The sequence below is a fragment of the Nocardia vermiculata NBRC 100427 genome (genome assembly GCF_001613265.1).
GTDB lineage: Bacteria > Actinomycetota > Actinomycetes > Mycobacteriales > Mycobacteriaceae > Nocardia > Nocardia vermiculata.
The window spans coordinates 1-21,008 of the sequence record NZ_BDCA01000041.1 but is presented as its reverse complement, the minus strand read 5'-3'; the positions used below and the strand labels follow the sequence as shown (position 1 = coordinate 21,008).

22 protein-coding genes and 1 pseudogene are annotated in these 21,008 nt (G+C 67.5%); 11 read left to right on the top strand and 12 right to left on the bottom strand.

The features are described 5' to 3' along the window. Nucleotides 1–41: 41 nt before the first annotated feature. On the bottom strand, nt 42–392 hold the full coding sequence (locus tag NV2_RS28270; RefSeq protein WP_084475639.1) for a DUF3099 domain-containing protein: 351 nt from the start codon (nt 390–392) through the stop codon (nt 42–44). A gap of 308 nt (nt 393–700) precedes the next feature. Here NV2_RS28270 and NV2_RS28265 point away from each other — a divergent pair, with 308 nt between their 5' ends. Further along, complete coding sequence (locus NV2_RS28265; protein ID WP_067881156.1) at nt 701–934, top strand: DUF3039 domain-containing protein; 234 nt, start codon at nt 701–703, stop codon at nt 932–934. A 29-nt stretch (nt 935–963) separates the two neighbouring features. Here NV2_RS28265 and NV2_RS28260 read toward each other — a convergent pair whose 3' ends face one another. Next, nucleotides 964–2,112, bottom strand: a complete 1,149-nt coding sequence (locus NV2_RS28260; protein ID WP_084475637.1) for a YihY/virulence factor BrkB family protein — start codon at nt 2,110–2,112, stop codon at nt 964–966. 183 nt (nt 2,113–2,295) lie between these two features. On the opposite strand from NV2_RS28260, the gene NV2_RS28255 reads away from it, so the two are divergent. Continuing rightward, on the top strand, nt 2,296–4,011 hold the full coding sequence (locus tag NV2_RS28255) for a DEAD/DEAH box helicase (protein WP_245662814.1): 1,716 nt from the start codon (nt 2,296–2,298) through the stop codon (nt 4,009–4,011). A gap of 14 nt (nt 4,012–4,025) precedes the next feature. On the opposite strand, the gene NV2_RS28250 is transcribed toward NV2_RS28255, so the two are convergent. After that, nucleotides 4,026–4,622 carry a TetR/AcrR family transcriptional regulator gene (locus tag NV2_RS28250; RefSeq protein WP_067881153.1) on the bottom strand — a complete coding sequence of 199 codons (597 nt, stop codon included), beginning with the start codon at nt 4,620–4,622 and terminating at the stop codon, nt 4,026–4,028. Between the two features lie 102 nt (nt 4,623–4,724). Between NV2_RS28250 and NV2_RS28245 the strand changes: the two genes are divergently transcribed. Next, nucleotides 4,725–5,465, top strand: coding sequence for an SDR family NAD(P)-dependent oxidoreductase (locus NV2_RS28245; RefSeq protein ID WP_067881247.1), 741 nt, complete (start codon nt 4,725–4,727; stop codon nt 5,463–5,465). 1 nt (nt 5,466) lies between these two features. Here NV2_RS28245 and NV2_RS28240 read toward each other — a convergent pair whose 3' ends face one another. Then, the gene (locus tag NV2_RS28240; protein WP_067881150.1) at nt 5,467–6,021 is read right to left on the bottom strand and encodes a hypothetical protein; all 555 of its coding nucleotides are present in this window, start codon (nt 6,019–6,021) and stop codon (nt 5,467–5,469) included. A gap of 1 nt (nt 6,022) precedes the next feature. Beyond that, a complete protein-coding gene (locus NV2_RS28235; protein ID WP_373863618.1) occupies nt 6,023–7,909 on the bottom strand; it encodes a DEAD/DEAH box helicase in 1,887 nt (628 codons plus the stop codon). Between the two features lie 66 nt (nt 7,910–7,975). Here NV2_RS28235 and NV2_RS28230 point away from each other — a divergent pair, with 66 nt between their 5' ends. Next, entirely contained in the window at nt 7,976–8,728 is a 753-nt protein-coding gene (locus NV2_RS28230) for a TetR/AcrR family transcriptional regulator (RefSeq protein ID WP_067881241.1), read from the top strand. A gap of 88 nt (nt 8,729–8,816) precedes the next feature. Here NV2_RS28230 and NV2_RS32505 read toward each other — a convergent pair whose 3' ends face one another. After that, on the bottom strand, nt 8,817–9,011 hold the full coding sequence (locus tag NV2_RS32505) for a DUF7455 domain-containing protein (protein WP_030517230.1): 195 nt from the start codon (nt 9,009–9,011) through the stop codon (nt 8,817–8,819). Nucleotides 9,012–9,409: 398 nt separating this feature from the next. On the opposite strand from NV2_RS32505, the gene NV2_RS28225 reads away from it, so the two are divergent. Genes NV2_RS28225 through NV2_RS28215 form a run of 3 tightly spaced genes read left to right on the top strand, consistent with a single transcriptional unit; the run spans nt 9,410 to nt 11,462 of the window. Further along, nucleotides 9,410–9,784: a DUF952 domain-containing protein gene (locus NV2_RS28225; RefSeq protein ID WP_067881148.1), complete on the top strand. Its 375-nt coding sequence runs from the start codon at nt 9,410–9,412 to the stop codon at nt 9,782–9,784. Nucleotides 9,785–9,799: 15 nt separating this feature from the next. Then, complete coding sequence (locus tag NV2_RS28220; protein WP_067881145.1) at nt 9,800–10,282, top strand: cation:proton antiporter regulatory subunit; 483 nt, start codon at nt 9,800–9,802, stop codon at nt 10,280–10,282. A 4-nt stretch (nt 10,283–10,286) separates the two neighbouring features. Beyond that, nucleotides 10,287–11,462: a cation:proton antiporter gene (locus NV2_RS28215; protein ID WP_067881143.1), complete on the top strand. Its 1,176-nt coding sequence runs from the start codon at nt 10,287–10,289 to the stop codon at nt 11,460–11,462. A 26-nt stretch (nt 11,463–11,488) separates the two neighbouring features. Here NV2_RS28215 and NV2_RS28210 read toward each other — a convergent pair whose 3' ends face one another. The 4 genes from NV2_RS28210 to ppgK all read right to left on the bottom strand — a co-directional run bounded on the left by NV2_RS28210 (nt 11,489) and on the right by ppgK (nt 16,573). Continuing rightward, nucleotides 11,489–12,346 (bottom strand): MHYT domain-containing protein, encoded by an 858-nt coding sequence (locus tag NV2_RS28210; protein WP_084475633.1) that lies wholly within the window; start codon nt 12,344–12,346, stop codon nt 11,489–11,491. Nucleotides 12,347–12,599: 253 nt separating this feature from the next. Then, entirely contained in the window at nt 12,600–14,189 is a 1,590-nt protein-coding gene (locus tag NV2_RS28205; protein WP_067881140.1) for a Na+/H+ antiporter, read from the bottom strand. 102 nt (nt 14,190–14,291) lie between these two features. Continuing rightward, nucleotides 14,292–15,662, bottom strand: coding sequence for an RNA polymerase sigma factor (locus NV2_RS28200; protein WP_067881137.1), 1,371 nt, complete (start codon nt 15,660–15,662; stop codon nt 14,292–14,294). A gap of 152 nt (nt 15,663–15,814) precedes the next feature. After that, nucleotides 15,815–16,573, bottom strand: a complete 759-nt coding sequence (gene ppgK, locus NV2_RS28195; RefSeq protein WP_067881135.1) for a polyphosphate--glucose phosphotransferase — start codon at nt 16,571–16,573, stop codon at nt 15,815–15,817. A gap of 126 nt (nt 16,574–16,699) precedes the next feature. On the opposite strand from ppgK, the gene NV2_RS28190 reads away from it, so the two are divergent. Next, nucleotides 16,700–17,599 (top strand): inositol monophosphatase family protein, encoded by a 900-nt coding sequence (locus NV2_RS28190; protein WP_245662813.1) that lies wholly within the window; start codon nt 16,700–16,702, stop codon nt 17,597–17,599. A gap of 1 nt (nt 17,600) precedes the next feature. On the opposite strand, the gene cei is transcribed toward NV2_RS28190, so the two are convergent. Continuing rightward, nucleotides 17,601–18,281, bottom strand: coding sequence for an envelope integrity protein Cei (gene cei, locus NV2_RS28185; RefSeq protein WP_157103131.1), 681 nt, complete (start codon nt 18,279–18,281; stop codon nt 17,601–17,603). Between the two features lie 519 nt (nt 18,282–18,800). Between cei and NV2_RS28180 the strand changes: the two genes are divergently transcribed. Then, nucleotides 18,801–19,103, top strand: coding sequence for a DUF4193 domain-containing protein (locus NV2_RS28180; protein ID WP_067881130.1), 303 nt, complete (start codon nt 18,801–18,803; stop codon nt 19,101–19,103). Between the two features lie 46 nt (nt 19,104–19,149). Here NV2_RS28180 and NV2_RS28175 read toward each other — a convergent pair whose 3' ends face one another. Beyond that, a complete protein-coding gene (locus NV2_RS28175; protein WP_067881235.1) occupies nt 19,150–19,593 on the bottom strand; it encodes a DUF3093 domain-containing protein in 444 nt (147 codons plus the stop codon). A 218-nt stretch (nt 19,594–19,811) separates the two neighbouring features. On the opposite strand from NV2_RS28175, the gene dut reads away from it, so the two are divergent. Together dut and NV2_RS28165 are read left to right on the top strand one after the other, a co-directional pair. Then, nucleotides 19,812–20,300: a dUTP diphosphatase gene (dut, locus tag NV2_RS28170; protein WP_174550643.1), complete on the top strand. Its 489-nt coding sequence runs from the start codon at nt 19,812–19,814 to the stop codon at nt 20,298–20,300. After that, nucleotides 20,297–21,008 (top strand): annotated as a pseudogene (locus NV2_RS28165) (hypothetical protein); the annotation flags it as partial. The gene dut and the pseudogene NV2_RS28165, both read left to right, overlap by 4 nt.

The following is a 21,008-nucleotide window of genomic DNA, read 5'->3' as shown; positions in this document are numbered from 1 at the left end:
CCACTGCGTGCGCGCGACGAGACCGGTGGGTAGGCCGGGGCTCAGCCGTCGATCGACCGGTGGTGTCCCGATTCCAGCGCCTTCGCCGCGCGGCGGCCGTCCCAGCGACTGGGCTCGTCCTTGCGGCGGGGCGGGCGATCGTTGGCGACCAGGACCGCGATCCACGGCAACGGAATCGAGACACCGATGATCGCGAGTGAGATGAGTGGATTGGCCCACAACCCGTAGGCCACCGCGGCCAGCACCAGACACGGGATACGGAATCCCATCAGGATCGCGTAGCGCTTCACGCGCGCGCGATGTTGCTGTTCCAGTGACGGCGCCGCTTCGGTGATCAGCACCGGACGCTTCTCTTCACCGGGAAAATAGCCCGTCCGATCCCGTTCGGGCATGGGCATCGATCCCGCCGGCCGCTGCTCGAAAGCTGCGCCGGTGGGCGTTGCGCCGCCTTCCGGGGCACTACCGCGTTCCGAATCCGGACGGCCGGGACCCGCTGTGCGGGACTCGGACGGTGAATCGGAGGAGTCACGGTCGCGCTGCATACGTCGAGTCTTCCACTCCGCATGATCGAATGCACACGCGCCTGCCCCGTCCTGCCGCGGGGTCGACGCGGGGTCGGTGAACTCCGTTCGCGAGAAACGCCAATGAGCTTCGCGACACCCGCGGACCTCCACGGCGCGACGATGGCAGAATCGATGGGGTGAGCACCGACACCTTGATCCGCCCGGATACGACCACCGACGAGTCGACCGACAGCGATACACCGAAGTACTTCCATTACGTGAAGAAGAACAAGATCGCCGAGAGCGCCGTGATGGGCACCCATGTCGTGGCACTGTGCGGCGAGGTCTTCCCGGTCACCCGCTCGGCCAAGCCCGGCTCGCCGGTCTGCCCGGAGTGCAAGCGCGTCTACGAGAAGATGAAGAAGGACTGACCTCGCACGGAGTCACCCGGTGCCGGACGTCAGGAGATGATCCGCAGCGATCCGCCGCCGGAGCGACCCTGTCCGTGCTGTGCAGGCGTGTCGGGGGCCTGTGCAGGAGTGTCGGGGGTCTGTGATGCCGGGGCCTGCTGCTGCGGGCCGTCGGAAGACGAATCGTGTCGCGCGCTCGTCTCGGTGGAGCGTTCGTGGGCGCGGGCGTGCCGGCGACGTTCCCACCACCGTTTGAGCTGTTCGAACCGGGTTGCGCGGGCAGGCCAGAATTCCTGCACGGTGGCGTTGAATTCCGCGCCCAGGATCACCGCGAAGGCCAGGAAGAACGTGAACAGCAGAAATGCGATCGGGGTCGCCAGGGCGCTGTAGCTGATTCCGGCGCGTGCGGTCCAGGTCAGGTAACGGCGCAGGATCTCGCTCGCGGTCATGAAGAAGACCATCGCGATCAGGGCGCCACCGAAGAGCCGATGCCACGGCAGCGACCGGTGCAAAGCCAGCTTGTACAGCGTGGTCAATCCCACCACCAAGAGCAGGCCGACCCCGGGGTAGTAGAAGTTGTCCAGCAGGTGCAGGCCCGGTTCGCGCCAGCTTTCCGGCAGTGCGCGCCCGATCAGTACCGGGCCCAGCGCCACCAGGGGCAGCACGAACACCGCGGCTACCAGGAACAGCACATACAAGCCGAGGGCGAAGATGCGCTGCCAGATAGGGTGGCGTGCCTCGGACTGGCCGTGCGCGGCGACGATGGAATCCACGAATGTCGCCATCGCGGACGAGCCGGCCCACAGCGACAGCACGAAACCTACCGAGACCACCGCGCCGCGTCCGCGCTGCAGCACATCACGCACCGTCGGGGCGATCATCTCGTCGACCACGTTGCCGCTGAACACGTTGCGGCTGAAGCTGATGATCTTGCTCTCCACGATGTGCACGGTGTCGGGACCGAACAGTCCGCCGACATAGCCGATACTGCCGAGCAGCCCGAGCAGCAGGGGCGCCAGCGACAGGGTCTGCCAGAACGCCGCAGCAGCGGACTGCGCGAAGATCGAGTCGTCCCAGCACTTCACCGCGACCCGCGAGATCAGCTGCCACAGGCGCCGCAGTATCTGCGCGATCCGGCGGCGCGGGTGCCGCGACGGCGTACCCGCGCCGGGGTTCGAAGCCTGCCGGTCGGAACACATGGTCACTACAGCATTGCCCACCGGCGCCGGGATGGCAGCAACGGGCCCCAACCGTGTCGCACGTGTTCTCTCGCACAGGTGCGTCGTGATCACCGAGGTGAACCGCGATCCGAGGCGGATCGGAACGAGATCGGGCGGTGTCGAATTGGCTAGGTGTCGGTGCCGGTCGCTACGCTCTGTCGAGTGACTTCTGGTGGTGGCGGTTCGTTACGAGCATGGCAGCGCAGGGCACTCACCAGGTATCTGACGACGAAACCACGCGATTTCCTCGCGGTGGCGACGCCCGGCGCAGGTAAGACCACCTTCGCTCTGCGGCTGGCCACCGAGTTGCTCACCGACCGCACCGTCGATCAGATCACGGTGGTCGCGCCGACCGAGCATCTCAAGCATCAGTGGTCGTCCGCGGCAGCCAGGGTGGGTATTGCGCTGGACTCGAATTTCTCCAACAGCACCGGTGGTACCTCCGGTGACTTCCATGGCGTGGTGGTCACCTATGCGCAGGTGGCCTCGCATCCGTTCAAGCATCGGGTGCGCACCGAGAATCGGCGCACCCTGGTGATCCTCGACGAGATCCACCATGCCGGTGACGCCAAGAGCTGGGGTGAGGCGACCGCCGAAGCATTCGGCGATGCGACCCGGCGCCTGGCACTCACCGGTACTCCCTTCCGCAGTGACGATTCTCAGATTCCGTTCGTCAACTACGAACCCGACGAATCCGGGTTCCCCCGGTCCAGTGCCGACTACACCTACGGCTATTCCGAAGCTCTCGCCGACGGCGTCGTGCGGCCCGTGGTGTTCCTCGCCTACTCCGGCGAAGCGCAGTGGCGTGACAGCGCCGGTGAGGAGTACACGGCTCGGCTGGGGGAGCCGTTGAGCCTGGAGCAGACCGCCCGCGCCTGGCGCACCGCTCTGGACCCGGCAGGCGACTGGATGTCGAAGGTGCTCTCCGCCGCGGATACCCGGCTGCGTCAGTTGCGTGCCACCGGCATGCCCGATGCCGGCGGTCTGGTCATCGCGACCGATCAGGAGAAGGCGCGTGACTACGCGGAACTGCTCGAGCACATTTCGGGCAGTAAGCCCGCGGTGGTGCTGTCCGACGACCCGAGTTCGTCTCAGCGTATCGGCGAATTCAGCAACAACACCGAGCCGTGGATGGTTGCGGTGCGTATGGTGTCCGAAGGCGTCGACGTTCCGCGGCTCGCTGTGGGTGTCTACGCGACCAGCGCCTCCACTCCGCTGTACTTCGCGCAGGCGATCGGCCGGTTCGTCCGTGCCCGCCGTGCCGGTGAGACCGCGAGTGTCTTCCTGCCCTCGGTGCCGGTGTTGCTGGACCTGGCCGCCCAGCTCGAGGTGCAGCGCGACCACGTCATCGGTAAGCCGCATCGTGAGAAGAACGGTCTCGACGACGAACTGCTGATCGAGGCGAACAAGCAGGCCGACGAGCCGGGCGAGGAGGAACGTGCCTTCGTCGCCCTGGCCGCCGATGCCGAACTGGATCAGGTGATCTACGACGGCGATTCCTTCGGTACCGCCACCTTCGCCGGCAGCGACGAAGAAGCCGACTATCTGGGAATTCCCGGGCTGCTCGATGCGGATCAGATGCGTGCCCTGCTGCGCGACCGCCAGACCCGCCAGGTGCAGGAGCGCAGTTCCGCAGTGGTCGCCGAGGCACCGGCCGGTCCTGCCGTGGCCGCCGCTGCGGAACGTGTCGCCACTGCGGACCGGCTGGGTGAACTCCGGCGCGAACTGAACTCACTGGTCGCCATGCACCATCATCGCACCGGTAAACCACACGGGGTGATCCACGGCGAGCTACGTCGCGAATGCGGAGGTCCGCCCACCGCCCTCGCCACGGCCGATCAGCTCTCACAACGTATTTCGGCGCTGCGCCGGATGTGACGAGGCACGGTGCCTCACCGCTGCGGCCATGCCAGCAGCGCTCGGTCGATCGAATGGCGGAGCTGTTGCGTGGTAGCGCCGTCACCGGCCTGGACGGACAGGCCGAACAGCACAGCGGTGTAGAAGTCGGCGAGTTCGGCGGTGTCCACATCGTGGTCGAGGTCGCCGTCGCGCACACCCTGTTGTAGCCGTTCGCGCACCGCCGAGATGGTCTCGCGGCGACGGTCGGCCAGGAAATCACGGACCGCTGCGTGGCGTGGCCCCGAGATGTTGCCCGCCACCACCACCAGGCAGCCGCGTGGAGTTGCCGGATCGCAGTAGGCGGCCGCGTTGTCGCGCAGCATCGCCTCGACTGCCGCCCGAGCGGTCGGCGCGCAGCGGAGCGCACGGGGGGTGTAGGAGCCCTCGGTGCGGCCGTAGAGCTCCACCGCGTCGCGGAACAACTGCTCCTTGGAACCGAAGGCGGCATACAGGCTGGGTGAGTTGATCCCCATAGCGGTGGTCAGATCGTTCATCGCGGCGCCCTCGTATCCGTGCTCCCAGAACACCCGCATCGCGTGCAGCAGTGCGGTATCGCGATCGAACGACCGGGGACGTCCGCGTTCGGCCATCGGAACCTCTTTCTGTGTCGATCACTAAATATATCTCTTGACGGTCGGCTGTTCGACTGCTTGAGTATTTCTGTACTGAACGACACAGAAATGGGAGAGCAGATGAGCGAGTCGACTGGCACGGTGGCGCTGGTGACCGGTGGCAGCCGTGGCATCGGTGCCGCGATCGCGCGGCGGCTGGCCGCGGCGGGATCCGATATCGCGATCACCTATCGCGCGGGGGCCCAGGCGGCGGAATCGGTCGCCGCCGACATTCGTGGCACCGGACGGCGCGCTGTCGCCATCGGTGCCGACAGCGCCGATGCCGGACAGGTCGCCGCCGCCGTCCGGCGCACCGCGGAAGAACTCGGCGGGGTCGACATCCTGGTCAACAACGCGGGCATCTTCCCGGCCAAGCCCTTCGCGGAGTTCTCGGTCGAGGAGATCGACGAGGCCCTGCACATCCACGCGCGCGCCGCGTTCGTGGCGGCACAGACGGCCCTCGAGTACATGGATCGCGGTGGCCGCATCGTCAACATCGGTTCGAATCTGTCCGAGCGCGCCCTGTTCGACGGCCTCACGCTGTACAACCTCAGCAAGTCCGCCCTCAACGGATTCACCCGCGCGCTGGCGCGTGAATTGGGTCCGCGCGGGGTCACCGTCAACCTGGTCCAGCCCGGTTCCACCGATACCGAGATGAATCCGGCTTCCGGTGCGCACGCCGGCCGCCAGACGCAGGCATCGGCCCTGGGCGGCTTCGGCGTGGCAGCCGACGTCGCCGCGGCGGTCGCCTACTTGGCGGGCCCGGCCGGCGCCCGCGTGACCGGAACGACGCTCACGGTGGACGGAGGGACCAACGCCTGAATCAGCTCGTGGGCGTGAAATAGGCGGCGGGATCGAGCGCGCCGATCGGTGTCCAGCGGGCAGGTGACACGTCGTGGCCGGTGCTCGCCTGCCCGCCGGACCGGTAGCCCTGGAGGTCCAGACTCAGCCAGGGATTCTCGTCCACCTTCCGGGCCAGGGCGTAGCAGGTTGCCAGCAGGTGCACGCAGCGCGCCGTGCGTGCCGGGCACGAACAGTCCGAATCGGCCAGTCGCGGAGTCGGAAGGAGGCCGGCCGCCGACAGCGCGGTATGAGTCGCATCGGCGAGCTCCACGGACCCTGGCGGAATGTGTTGGGCAATGGCGGTGACCTGCGCCGCCGGCAGCGCCTGGAATTCCAGATGGGTGACCGAGGCCCGACCGCCCCGGTGGATTCGGGCACAGACCGAGGTCCCTTCGATCTCGAGCTGCACGCCACCGTGGCGGGCGATGCTACGCGCCCGGGGGAGCAGCGGTTCCGGCCGCGATATGGTGGTCGGCTCCGCCAGTCGCACCCATCCCATCCCCCACGGCGTGTAACCGAATTCGTTGTCCGGCATATCAGTTACCTCGCTTCCGGCGCAGGACGGCCAAGAGATCGTCGTCGTCGAGCCGGGCCAGCCGGGCCACGGCCGAGCGGCCGGCTCCGGTTCCCAGGCCGGCCAGCGCGGACTTGCGGTCGTGCATTCCGGCAATGTGTTCCTCGACCGTCGTAGCGCTGGTGAGGGTTGTGACGGTGACGGGACGAGTCTGGCCGATCCGGTGCGCGCGATCGGAGGCCTGCGCCTCCACCGCCGGATTCCACCAGCGGTCGTAATGCACGACGTCGGCCGCGCGGGTGAGAGTGAGCCCGGTACCTGCCGCGCGCAGGCTCAGGATCAGGATCGGTGGGCCCTGTGCGGATTGGAAGTCGGTGACGATCTCGCCCCGCTCGGCATGCGACAGACCGCCGTGGAATATCGGTGCGCGCACTCCGAAATTCTCCGCGCAGTGCCGGGCCAGTAGTTCACCGGTACGCCGGTACTGCGTGAAAACCAGTGTGGGGTACCCCAGTTCGAGGTTGGCGGCGAGAATGTCGGAACATACGTCGAACTTTCCGCTGCGTCCGATGAGCTCTGCAAGATCGCCGCTGACCAGCCCGGGGTGATTGCACACCTGTTTGAGTGCGGTGAGTGCTGCCAGTACCCGGGCGTTGCGCTCGGCGCCGGCGCCGAAACCGTCGGCTTCGGCGCGGTCGAGCACCTCGTCGTAGAGCCGCTGCTGTTCACCGGTGAGATCGCACACCAGATCGGTGTGGATTTTCGGCGGCAGGTTCGCTGCGACCTGCAGTTTCCGGCGGCCGAGCACGATCGGTTCGATCGCATCGTGCAGTCGTTGCACCGCCGCCTGCGAACCCTCCTCGATGGGGCGTACGAAACGCCGCCGGAATCGAGCCTTGTGCGTGAATGCGGTGGGTGTCACCAGGTTGAGCAGGGCCCAGAGCTCGTCGAGGTTGTTCTCCACCGGCGTGCCGGTCAGTGCGACGCGAGCCGGCGCGGTGACGGCCCGAGCGGCCTTCGACACCTGGGTGCGCGGATTCTTCAGGACTTGAGCCTCGTCGAAAACAGCGGTGGCCCATTCGGACTCGGCGACTACATCGCTGTGACCGCGCAGCGTCGGATACCCGGTGACGACGATCGTGCCGGGACCGAGGTCGCCCAGGGGAGTGCCGCGCCAGGGCAGTGGCCGCAGCTCCGGCGCGAACCGTTCGATCTCGTGCACCCAGTTCCCGACGAGCGAGGTCGGGCAGACAACCAGTTGTGGCCCGTCCGTCGCGCGGCCGATCAGGAATCCGATGGCCTGTACGGTCTTGCCGAGCCCCATCTCGTCGGCCAGTACGGCGCCGCCGTACTCGCTGGTGGTTCGGTGCAGCCAGGCGATGCCGCGAGCCTGGTAGGGCCGCAGCGAGGCCCGCAGGGTGCCGCGCAGTGCGGCGGTGACGTCCTCGGTGTCACGGAAGGCCCGGACCGCCCGCTCGGCCGACACGATCGCGGTGCCGGCGGCGTTCGGGGTCGCGTGCGCCGCGACGGGAAGCAGGTCGCCGGCATCAGCTCCGCGCGCGACATTCCTCCAGGCAGTGACCGAGGCGCCCATCCGTGGCGCGCCGCGGTCGGCATTCGCGACGCTGCCGCGCTGCTGTTCGGCTCGCCGGTGACCACCGGCGTGCCCGTCGTCCTGACCTCCCGCATCGTCGCCCCCGTCGTTGTCGCGGAACCAGTCGGCGTCCACGACGGCGCATTCGACCTCGCGTATCTCGATCGCCGTGCCCGCGGTATCGGGCACCGCGAGCCGAATCCGTTCGTGTTGTCCGTGTGGCGCCGGACCGGTGGTGTGACCCGACCAGGTCCACAGTGCGAAGGCGTGTCGGTCGGCGAGATAGGTGGCATGTGTGTGCAGAGCGACCCTCACTTATCTACGTATGCTGTACGGAGTATTGTAACCATGGACGGCCAACGGAAATTCCGAGGAGGGTTCGTGGATCAGAAAACGGCCGGTGACCAGGCCGGTAAGGTTATTGCGCTGCTCTGGCGCAAGGAGTTGCCCGCTCGGCCGGTGGTGCGCGGACCGAAGCAGACCGTCGAAGTCGACGAGGTGATCCGGACCGCGGTGCGCATCGCCGATCGGGACGGCTACGCGGCCGTGTCGATCCGCTCGGTCGCCACGGCGCTGGGACTGCGGCCGATGAGTCTCTACACCTACGTCCCGGACAAACAGGCGCTGCTGATGGCGATGGTCGACTGGGTGGCCGACGAGGATGCTCCGATCGCCCCCGTAGGCGCACTTGCCGGCCGTCTCGCCGCGATCGCACGAAATGTGCGCACGGAGCTGCTCGCGCACCCGTGGTTGCTGGAAGTGCCTCCCTGGCGGCTCGACCTGGGGCCCGGCCGGCTACGCCGCTACGAACGCCAGCTCGCTGCCCTGGAGGGGGCCGGGATATCGGATCTCGACATGGACCGCACCATCGCCGTGCTGTCGGATTTCGCCACCGGGAATGCGCGCACTGCCGTGGCGGCTCGGCGCAGCGCGACCGAGATCAGTGACGCGCAGTGGTGGGCGGTGAACGGTCCGCTGCTGACCGAGGCGATGGCGGGGCAGCATTTCCCGCTGGCCGAACGGGTCGGCACCGTGGTGGGGGAGCAATATCAGGCGCCGGGTGACCCCGGTGGCGCCTTCGAGTACGGCCTCGCCCGCCTGGTGCAGGGCCTGGTGGGCTCGTGGGAAGGCTGAACCGACGGCCCCGGCGGGGACGGTTACGGATACGAAAACGGGCGGCCGGAAGGCCGCCCGTTGGCTGACAGGGGACGTGAGGAGCCGTTTACAGCGCCGGTGCGGACTCCGTATCGATGACTGCCTCGAGCTCGCGCAGGCGCTCCATGTGCTCGTTTGCGTGATGCTGGCAGAAGAGCAACTCGCCACCGGCGGGAAGTGTCGCGCGTACGCGCGCTGCCGCCCCGCAACGGTCGCAACGATCGACCGCGGTCAGTGGGGTGCTTGTCAGTGTTCCTGGCATGACTCCTCCGTCCTGGCTCCCGGCGCAGAAAGCCGTTCGCCTGGTGTGGGGCCCGCGGTCCCTTCCGCGGGCTCGCTGCCGCTACTTCCCAGCAGTGGCTGATGACTACTCTGTCAGACGTTCGGGACGGGGGCTTTGTTCCCGAGGATGTTCCATTGTGTTTTCCCTAACATGACCAGGACTTTCGCTGTCGGCGAACATCATGGCCAGGGTTGGGAATCGCGGTTCACCACCTGTGGTCGAACATCTCGGTAACAGGCCTATCCAGTTGTCTACAAGCAGATTACCCGTGCAGTCCGACAATCAACCGTTGCTCGGCGGTATTTCGTTCCATTCGGCAGGGTGCGTGCAACGCTGGGTAGGGTGCTGGCGTGATTGCCGAAAACCCCAACGGCCCCATGCTGGTTCACCTGTGCACCCATTCGGAGTGGGAACAGGCGCAGGCGGCCGGCGAACGTGTGGCGCCCTCGTTGGACAGTGCGGGGTTCATCCATCTGTCCGCGCCGCACCAGGTGCATCTGCCGGCGAACCGGCTGTTCGCCGGCCACGACGATCTGGTGCTGTTGTGGCTCGATCCGTCCCGGTTGAATGCGCCGCTGCGCTGGGAGCCGGGCGTCCCCGGCGACCCGGGGTCGATGCGATTCCCCCATCTCTACGGACCCCTGCCTGTGACGGCGGTAACCCGCACCAGTTACTATCCTTGTGATGAGAAGGGGACATTTCCGGCGCTCACCGCTGATCCGGATCAGTGGCCGGCGTCGAGAAGTGCTTGATCTAGGCTGGATTTCGTGAACATCGACGTTACACAGTTGCCTGGAATCGGCGTGCGCAAGGATTTCGAGGCTCGGTCCGGACGCCGGATCGGAGTCGTCAGCCACCGCGACGGGGGAATCGACGTCATCGTGTCCAAGCGCGACGACCCGGACGACTGTGTCGCACAGATCCCACTGACCGTCGACGAGGCCTCGGTGCTGGCGAATCTACTCGGCGCGCCACAGCTGGTCGAGAAGCTACGTGAAGATCACCGCGATCTGCCCGGGATCACCACCCGCCAGCTCCCGATCGGTGACGACTCGCCATATTCGGGTCGTCCGCTGGGGGAGACCCGTATGCGCACCCGCACCAAGACATCGATCGTCGCGGTGATGCGCGCCGGTCAGATCGTTTCCTCACCCGGTCCGGACTTCCTCCTCGTCGCGGGAGATTTGCTTGTTGTGGTCGGAACTCCGCAGGGCCTGGATCAGGCCCTCGAGATTCTGACTGCCGGGTGAGCCGGTGGAGTCGACCGCAGTAGCCCTTTTCGAGCTCGGAGCGGTCCTGTTCGCCCTAGGAGTCCTGGGGCGCGTTGCAGGGCGTTTCGGAATGTCACCGATTCCGCTGTACCTGCTGGGGGGTGTGGCCTTCGGCGACGGAGGCATCGTCAACGTCAAAGCGGCATCCGAATTCGGGCATCTCGCGGGCGAGATCGGCGTCGTACTCCTGCTGTTGCTGCTGGGCCTGGAGTACACGGCACCCGAACTGATGTCCGGAATGCGAAAAGGCTGGCTCGCCGGCCTGCTCGACATCGTGCTCAACGCGACCCCCGGTGTACTCGTCGCGTTGTTCCTGGGATGGGGCCTCACCGGTGCCATCACCCTGGGCGGCGTCACCTACATCTCGTCGTCCGGCATCGCGGCGAAGGTGCTCAACGACCTGGGCCGCCTCGGTAACCGGGAAACCCCCGTCATCCTCTCGATCCTGGTGTTCGAGGATCTGGCGATGGCGGTCTACCTGCCCATTCTGACCACACTTCTCGCGGGCGTCGGCTGGTTTGCGGGCCTGCGTTCGCTGGCGATCGCCATGCTGGTGATCACGGTGGTTCTGGTGATCGCCCTGCGATACGGTCGCTACGTCTCCGCGATCGTGGACAGTAAAGACCGCGAGGTCTTCCTGCTCCAGTTGCTGGGCGCGGCGCTGCTGGTCGCGGGAATCGCCTCCGCGCTGAACGTGTCTGCGGCCGTAGGCGCCTTCCTGCTCGGCATCGCCATCTCCGGGTCGACCGCGCAAAGTGCGACCAAACTGCTGGAACCACTCCGGGACCTGTTCGCCGCGATCTTCTTCGTCGCATTCGGTCTCAACACCGACCCGCAGGCCATCCCCGCGGTGCTCGGCTGGGCGATCCTGCTGGCGGTCGTGACGACACTGACCAAGATCGGCACCGGATGGTATGCGGCCAAGCGGCAGGGGATCGGCCGGCTGGGCCGGGCCAGGACCGGCGCCGCGCTGGTGGCCCGCGGTGAGTTCTCGATCGTCATTGCGGGACTTGCGGTCTCGATGGGGGCCGTCGAAGGCAAGCTCGCCGCGCTCGCCTCGGCGTACGTTCTGCTGATGGCGATCATCGGACCGGTCGCGGCGCGCGTGGTCGAGCCGGTCGTGCGGTCCGCGCAGCGCCGGTTCAGCCCGGCGAGCTGAGCCGGGCCCGCGGCGCCGTCGGGAGATCAGCGGGTGCGCCGTCGAATGTTCGGATCGGCGACGGGGGTGCGCCCGCGCCGGGCACGGGCCGGTTGCTCGGTCTCGGCGTCTGCCTGGCTCGGCCAGTACCGGCTGGCCTGCTGGCCGCGCAGTCGCGACAGATCCGGTTCGCTGATCTCGGTGATGACGACCTGGACGAACAGCACCAGGGTCACCATGCTCACCCCGACGATCAGCGGGGTGAGCAATTGGGTGGCATGTGCGCCGGACGGTGCGTGCATATGTCCGGCGAGATGCGCCCGCATACCGAACATTCCGGTGTAGTGCATCCCGCTGACCGCGACGCCCATGATCGCCGCCGAGCCGATCGCCGCGGGCACACCCCGCACGTTCAGTGCGAACCACAGTGCCGCGGTCGCGGCGACCACCGCGATCACGATCGACAGCAGCACCATCCACGGGTTGTAGCTCATCGTGAAATCGGTTTTCATCGCCCACATTCCGGCGTAGTGCATGGCGGCCACACCCAGCCCGGTCACCGTGCCGCCGGTGAGCAGTGCCGAGACCTCGCCGGGCCGGCGGACCGCCAGCGACAGGCCGAGCCACACCACCGCGATGGCGATCGCCGCGCTGAGCAGTGTGACCGGAACGTCGTAGCGAATGGTTCCGCCCGGTACGGAAAAGCCCAGCATGGCAATGAAATGCATGACCCACACGCCGGTGCCGCCCAGGGCCACGGCCGCGGTGAACAACCAGCCGCGGTGGTCGTGATTCGCCCGCGATCGCACCATGCAGCGCAAGGCGAGCAGCGACCCGATGACCGACATCAGGTAGGCGAGCACTGGCGTCAGCCACCCGTAGCTGAACTGGTCGATCTCGAGCAAAGCACACTCCACCCACTAGTTGCCACTGTGTTCCTCGAGCGCTCGAACGCCCACACAGTAGCGGGACAGTAGCAGGTAGAAATTTTCCCGCAAGGATTCCAGGGAAAATTGCTGGCGTTAGCTGGGATTCACCGGATTCACCGGAACAGGCCGTGGCACGGTGCGCGCAGCTGAGCGCGGGTGCCCACGGCATCGCACCGATGTCCCGGGACGGTTCAAGGGGAGTTGACGGGCAGATGCCGGAGACCGGCGCCTACAACAACGGTGGCGGACGCAGATCGAGCCGTCGCATCACCCGGTCCACCAGATCCGGTGGCATATCGGATTCCCGCCGCGCAGTCATCGCCTCACTGCGTCCGGCCTCGAGTACCTCGTTACTGATTCGCCGCAGCTGCCCGGTCATACGCATCGCATGCTCGACGGACTTGGCGTTGTCGCCGGATTCGGCGGCCTCCGGATCGGCACGGGACAGCCGGCGCTCGACGGTGTCGCGCAATCGCTGATAAACCTCGTCGGGCAGATCCTCGTTGTCGGCGATGTCCTCCAGGCGCTCCACCTCCGCGCGCAGGATCCGCGTCCACAGCCGCTTCTCCAGCATCCGCTCGACCTCGGTGTCGGCACGCACACCGGTCCAGCGTGCCACCAGCGGTAGCGTCGGCCCCTGCAGCAGCAGGGTGAACAGCACGACCACGAAGGCAACGAACAGCACCTCGGTCCGGCCCGGGAAGTCCTCGCCCGCTTCGGTGGTCAGCGGTAGCGCCAGCGCGAGCGCCACGGTCACCACGCCGCGCATACCGGCCCACCAGGTGACCACCGCCTCGTTGTAGGTATACGGCTCGTCCACCCGTTTTCGGTGCCACCACTTGCGGAACACGCCGGTGGCCACCATCAGCCACAGCAGCCGCAGTCCGACCACGACACCGACCACGGCCGCAGCCACACCCAGCAATTTGGTCCAGTTCGGTCCGGTGGTGGCGAGCACGGTGCTCAGCTCGAGTCCGACCAGCCCGAAAGCGAACCCGGTCACCAGCAGCTCGATCACATCCCAGAACGAATCACTCACCAGCCGATAGCCCGCATTGCTGAAATCGGTGGCGGCATCGGTCAGATACAGCGCACACACCAGGACCGCGAGTACCGCGGAACCGTGTGCGGCCTCGGCGATGCCGTAGGCGGCGAACGGCAGCAGCAGTCCCAGCGCCACCTGCCACGGTGCTTCGGTCAGCCTGCGCATCATGGCGCTGCCCGCCCAGCCCAGGGCCAGCCCGACCGCTACTGCCACCACCGCCGACACCACGAAATCCACCAGGGTGCCGAGCGTGGAGAACTGTCCGGTCACCACCGCCTCCACCGCGACGTCGTAGAGCACGACGGCGGTGACGTCGTTGAACAGGCCCTCACCCTCGAGGACCGACACCAATCGGCGCGGTAGGCCCAGCCGGTCGGCCATGGCACCCACAGCCACCGGATCGGGCGGCGCCACCACCGCGCCGAGGGCGAACGCGGCTCCCAGCGGTAACGCCGGGTACCACAGGTGGAAGATCGCCGCGACCGCCGCGGCCGTGGCGACCACCAGTCCGACCGCCCGCAACAGGATCGCCGACGAATCCGAGGCGAACTGCTGCCACGACGTGCGTCGCGCCGAGGCGTACAGCAGTGGGGGGAGCACCATCGGCAGGATCAGCTCCGGTGGCAGCGCGATATTCGGCACGAACGGCAGTACCGCCATGATCAGTCCGAAGATCGTCATCAGTACTGCCGCCGGCAGCCCGATCCGCCTCGCCAGCGGCTGCGCCACGATGGTCGCGAAGCCCAGCACGAACACCAACACCAACTGATCCACGACTGTCCACCCTATGGGGCGGTGTGGTCGGTGGCGTGCACAAACCGGCGATGCCGCCGAGGTGGGTACCTCGGCGGCATCGCTTTTCGGAGCGTGTTGTCGCTAGTCCAGGTAGTCGCGCAGGACCTGGGAGCGGCTGGGATGACGCAGCTTGCTCATGGTCTTCGACTCGATCTGGCGGATGCGTTCACGGGTGACCCCGTACACCTGGCCGATCTCGTCGAGCGTGCGAGGCTGACCGTCGGTGAGACCGAAGCGCAGCCGGACCACACCCGCCTCGCGCTCGGACAGCGTCTCCAGCACCGACTGCAGCTGATCCTGCAACAGCGTGAAGCTCACCGCGTCGACCGCGACGACCGCCTCGGAATCCTCGATGAAATCGCCGAGCTGCGAATCGCCCTCGTCACCGATCGTCTGATCCAGCGAGATGGGCTCGCGAGCGTACTGCTGGATCTCGAGGACCTTCTCCGGGGTGATATCCATTTCCTTGGCGAGTTCCTCGGGCGTGGGCTCGCGGCCCAGGTCCTGCAGCAGCTCGCGCTGGATACGGCCCAGCTTGTTGATGACCTCGACCATGTGCACCGGAATACGGATGGTGCGAGCCTGGTCGGCCATCGCGCGGGTGATCGCCTGACGGATCCACCAGGTAGCGTACGTGGAGAACTTGTAGCCCTTGGTGTAGTCGAACTTCTCCACCGCGCGGATCAGACCCAGGTTGCCCTCCTGGATCAGATCCAGGAACGCCATCCCGCGGCCGGTGTAGCGCTTGGCCAGCGAGACGACCAGACGCAGGTTGGCCTCGAGCAGGTGGTTCTTCGCCCGATTACCGTCCCGCATGATCCATTGCAGATCACGACGGGTGGCCACGGGCAGTTTCTCACCCTTGTCGGCGAACTCGCGCAGCTTGTCGGTGGCGTAGAGACCGGCCTCGATCCGCTTGGCGAGTTCGACCTCCTCCTCCGCGTTGAGCAGCGCGACCTTGCCGATCTGCTTGAGGTAGGCGCGCACCGAGTCGGCGGATGCGGTGAGCTCGGCGTCCTTACGAGCCTGGCGCAGCGCCTCGGACTCCTCTTCGTCCCAGACGAAGTCGCCGGAGGCCTTGTCCTTCTCGGACGGCTCGTCGGCCTCGGCTTCGGATTCCTCCTCGTCGGTGGACTCCTCGACCAGCTCCTCGCCGTCCTCGCTCAGATCGTCCTCGGAGACCTCCAGATCTCCGAGGTCGTCCATCTCGACCGAATCGTCGTCGAGATGTTCGTCGGACTGGCCCGAGGTCGCTTTCTTGGCGCCCTTCTTGGCGGTGGTTTTCTTCGCAGCCTTGGCACCGGCCTTCTTGGCAGGCGCCTTTTTCGCAGCGGCTTTCTTGGCCGGGGCTTTTTTGGCGGCAGCCTTGCGGACCGGCCGCGCTGCGGTGCTTTCTGCGGAGTCGGCAGCGTCGGCCGATTCGGCGGTCTGTCGGGTATTCGTGGCTACCACGTACGCCCTTTCGTGACGGTCTCGTGCGGCGTCACGCCAGAGTAATCATCCGGCGGAGCGGTTCTGTCGGGGTTAAACCCGGCGTCTTGGGCCGGGGTCGTTTTCCGGCTCACCGCCGGTCACGTTCCATTGTAACTATCGACGCCGAGTGCTCACGGTGCGATCCCGCTATCGACTGCCATCGCGGCGCCGACGATGCCCGCCGTGTTCCTCAGATGGGCGGCCACCACCGGAGTCCGATTGGCCAACAACGGTATCCAATGATCGGCATCCCGGCTGATCCCGCCGCCGACGACGAAGACGGCCGGCTGGAACAGGTTCTCCAAGGTGATCAGCACTTTCGACACCTGGCTCGACCACTTTCGGTAGGACCAGCCCTTGCGTTCCTTCACCGACGACGCGGCCCGGTGCTCGGCCTCCTTTCCGTGCACTTCGATATGACCCAGTTCGCTGTTGGGAACCAGCTCGCCGCGGTGCAGCAGCGCCGAACCGATACCGGTGCCGAAGGTCAGCAGTATCACCAGGCCCTCGGTGTCGCGCGCCGCGCCGTAGCGGTCCTCGGCGAGTCCGGCGGCGTCGGCATCGTTGAGGACTACCACCTCGCGTCCGCCGAGCGCCTGCGAGAACAGCTGCCGGGCGTCGTTGTCGATCCAGCTCGGGTCGATATTGGCGGCGGTGCGTGCGACGCCGTTCACCACCACGCTCGGCAGCGTGAGCCCGACCGGGCCGTCCCATGCCGACTCGGCGACGAGTTCGGCAACTGTTTCGGCGACGGCACTCGGAGTGGCGGGGTGCGGGGTGGCCTTCTTGATCCGCTCGTGGACGAGGTCGCCGGTGGCAAGATCGACCAGCGCCCCCTTGACTCCACTCCCGCCGATATCGATTCCGAATGCTTGCCCGCGAGCGGACATCGTGAACTCCCTTGTTCCCTGTGGTCTGGGCCGGTGGCGGTGTCTGCGGCAGGTTACACCGCGAAACGCACCCGCCGCGCTGGCCGACGGATGCGAGTTCGGGCGAATCTGTGGTCGGATGGAACCGTGACCGAGACGAATTCATCCGCCGAAATCGTGGGCCGAACGGTTCCCGATCCCGCCGAAGTCGCCGAATTACGCCGCGTCGCAGTATATGTGGCCGAAACCGCGGCAGCGCACGTACGCGCGCGACGCCCCGAGGTTTTCGGCCCCGGGCAGGCCGAAGGCGGATCGGTCCGCACGAAATCCACGCCGACCGATCCCGTGACCGTCGTCGATACCGAGACCGAGCAGCTGATCCGCGCACTGCTTGCCGAGACGAGGCCGGGCGACGGCATCCTCGGCGAGGAGGGCGGCGGGAGCACCGGCTCGGCCGGCGAGATCGTCTGGGTGGTCGATCCGATCGACGGGACAGTGAACTTCGTCTACGGCATCCCGGCCTACTCGGTGTCGGTGGCCGCGGTGCGCGGCGGCCGCTCACTCGCGGGCGCCGTGGTCGATGTGGCGGCATCGGTGACCTACAGCGCCGGACTGGGCGCGGGCGCCACCCGTGTCGAATCGGGCAGCGAGCCGGTCGAACTACGGTGCAACGAACTCGACGCCGCCCGGCTGGCGCTGGTGGCGACGGGCTTCGGCTACAGCGCGTCGCGTCGTGAGCGACAAGGGGAGCTCGTGGCGCGGCTGCTTCCCCGGGTGCGCGATATCCGGCGTATCGGTTCGGCGGCGCTGGACCTGTGCATGGTCGCCGCCGGTCGCGTCGACGCCCACTACGAACACGGGCTGAACCCGTGGGACTGGGCAGCGGGCGCCCTGGTCGCGGCCGAGGCCGGAGCGGTGCTGCGGTTGCCCGGAGTGGATTCGACCGGTGCCGGGGGAGAGCTCACCGTGGCGGCCGCACCCGGCATCGCCGCCGAACTCGCCGGGCTGTTCGACGAGCTCGGCATCGCGGTGCCGATCCCCGAGTAGCTCAGCAGCGGGCGGTGCGCGCTGCCTCCAGTAGTGCCGAGTCGACGTCGGGATTGCTGCCCGGCGCCGGGTTCTTCAACGCGCGCAGTACCTCTTCGGCGTCGGTGCCCGGTTGCAGGTCGTTGCCGAACAGCGACCCCAGTGCGAGGTCGACGGTGTCGTCGGTGCGCTCGTCCTCGATCAGCTCGGCGCACGGCGCCACCAGCTGCACGGCTGCGGCGGCCGGGCGCCCCTGCACGCCGTACCGAATCTGTCCGGTGCACTCGAGATCGCCGTTGACATAGACCGCGTCGTTGGCGAAAACCGGTGCCGGTGGGCTCGCGAAGCCGTAATCCCCCAGTTTCGAGGCGATGTGCTGGGCCAGACCGCGCTGCCCGGACGCGTTGAGCACCCGGACCCGGGCCCGAGCCAGCGGGGCGGGTTCCACGTCGTGCAGCCGCGCCGGCGACACCACCTGTCCCAGCGCGGCCGGCGCGACGGCATTCGGACCGGCGGCGGGAGTGGGCGCGTTGCAGGCCATGGCCGTATGGTCGGCGTCCGCTGTGGTCAGCGCCTTGATCCACACGATTGCGCAGATGAGGGCGAGGATCGCGATGAGCGCGACCCATGGCTGGTAGCGGCGCCGTAGGAACGGGCGGCCCTGTTTGTCGACCGTGCGACCTTCGGTGATCAGTGAAACCACACGCACACCTTACGAGTTCACCGGCCCGGTGCGTGCATGCGCCAGGTCCGCGCGCCGAGAGATCGACAGCGCCGGTTCGAGGAAAAGTACGGGAAAGGTAACGGAATTGTCACGATCCGCCGGCGGTGTCGGATTTCGTTCGTGTCACAGCCGGGGGAACGCGGGAATACGGGACGATGGCGTTCCGCTTCACCAACCGGCTCGCCAGTGACGATTACCCGGCGGATTTGCCTCGTTCGGGTTTTGATTGCGACTTTTGCCCCGGTGTCCGCTATTGTCTGGCGGCCCGACTCGAATCGGATGATGTGAATCAGGTCGGCGATTTCGGGAACAACCAGGGCATGCTCTGCGTTGACCGAGCGCGATCCGGGTGCGGATCAGACCGATCCGTCCGGGCGGTGAGCGGTGTACACGTGACGTGCACCACGGCGGGGCGGTATTCGCCGGGCCGATTCCTCCAGGGATCGACGTCGGTGGACCGGTCCGGGATATACGGAGTAAGGACGAGGGGAAGACGACATGGCAACCGACTATGACGCACCGAGGCGCAGTGAATCCGACGAGGTTTCGGAGGACTCGCTCGAGGAGTTGAAGGCCCGCCGCAACGAGGCCGCGTCCGCCGTCGTGGATATCGACGAATCCGATACCGCGGAGTCGTTCGAGCTTCCCGGCGCGGACCTGTCCGAGGAGGTGCTCTCGGTTCGGGTGATCCCGAAGCAGGCCGACGAGTTCACCTGTTCGAGCTGCTTCCTGGTTCATCACCGCAGCAGACTCGCCAGCGAAGCCGGCGGACAACCGATCTGCATGGATTGCGCAGCCTGAGTTAGGCATTGCGCAGCCTGAGTTAGGCAGGGACCAGCAGGTTTTGTCAGCCCGCGCTCGGCACGCCGAGCGCGGCCAGTACCTGCTCAGGTTTGCGTGTGCTGACCAGCCAGTACGGAGCGGGATCATCGGGATCGTCGAGGACGAGCACGATCATGGGCCCGATCCACGGACGATGCTGGACGAATGCGGCGGGGTCGAGCTGGCGACCCAGGGCCGCGCTCTTCGCGCTGCCCGGAACGGCTGCCGCCCGGGATACATACGTTACCGGTAGGTGGGCACGGTCCGCGCGTAATTCGAGAACACCGTCACCATCGCGCGCTACTTCCACGCGATGGCGGCTGACCCACAGCAGGACCCAGACCGGCACCGGGAACAGCAGGACGTAGGGCAGCCAGGCCCGAATTCCCGGCGCACCCATATGGATCTCGGCCGCCAGCAGCCCGGTGATCGCCAATGCCACCGGCCACCACCACAGCGGCACCCACAGTCGCTCGGAGTAGACCGCTGCGGCGGTCTCTGCGCGCGCGGACGCGGCGGCCTCGTTCTCGGGTGCGGCAGGGGACTGGTCGGACACCACATCATGCTAGGTCAGGCAGACATATCGGCTGTCGGCGGGAGCGGGTATGCCGGTGTCACGAGCACGTCACCCCGCACGCGCCGCGTCGCGCTCCGGCACCGGCGCACAGACGCGTAGGCTCGCTGGACGTGACCGGAATTGCACCCATACCTCTGCTGCGGCTAGATCCCGGCGTCCCGGTGCCCACGCGGGCGCATCCGGGTGACGCCGGTGTGGATTTGTGCACCACCGAAGACGTCATCCTGGAGCCGGGCGAGCGGGTACTCGTCGGCACGGGAATCGCCGTCGCCCTTCCGATCGGGACCGTCGGCCTCATCCATCCGCGCTCCGGTCTGGCCGCCAAGACAGGTCTGTCGATCGTCAACACGCCCGGCACCATCGATGCCGGATACCGAGGCGAGATCAAGGTCTGCCTGATCAACCACGATCCGCGCACCCCGATTCAGTTGCGCCGTGGTGATCGGATCGCGCAACTGGTGGTGCAGCGGATCGAACTCGCGGATTTCGTGGAGGTCGACACGCTCGACGAGACCTCGCGGGGTGCGGGGGGACACGGGTCCAGCGGCGGCCATCGGAGCCTGACCCGGGAGGCCGGCGAGGCCGGAGGGGAGGCATGAACATGTTCGAGGGCGGAGAGCACCGCGCCGAGGACGACGGTGCCGGCTACGAAGCGGGCACCGAGTACGCGAGTGATCGGTCGTATTACGCGCAGGGCGGCTACGCCCAGACCGGATCGCACCCGATGCCCGCCCACAACACCGGCACCTTCGCCGCCTTCGACGAGCCCGTCCCCGAGTACTCCGAGCCGCCCGCACCGCCGGAAGCACGGACCGGACGCCATGGTCGCGCGGAACCGGATCTCGCGGTGAACGAGGCCCGCCCCGAGCGCAGCGCCCCCGGCTACCCGCCTGCCGGCCACCCCCGGCAGCCCGGGCCGCCACCCGGACAACATCCCGATACCGGAACCTATGCGCGCCTTCCTGCGCACCCGGGCCCGCCGCGTGGTGAGGTGCCGGCCGGCCCACCGCGCAGTGCCCCGTCCGGCCCGCGTCCGGCTCCCGTGCCGCGCGACGGCGTCGACACCGGACCGATCCGACGAGTTCCGGGCCCCAGGCCGCCACAGGGCCCCGGTGCCCCCGGAGCTGCCCCGCGGGTGCCCGGCCCAGCGGGGACCGGGGCCGTGCCGCGCATGCCCGCCGGTCCACCGCCGGGCGGCACCGGGGCTGTGCCCCGTAGACCCATGCCTGCCCCCGGCCCGGACGGTCCCGGTGCCGGCGCGGTGCGGCGCATGCCTCCGCCCGGCCCGGACGGCCCTGGAACGGGTG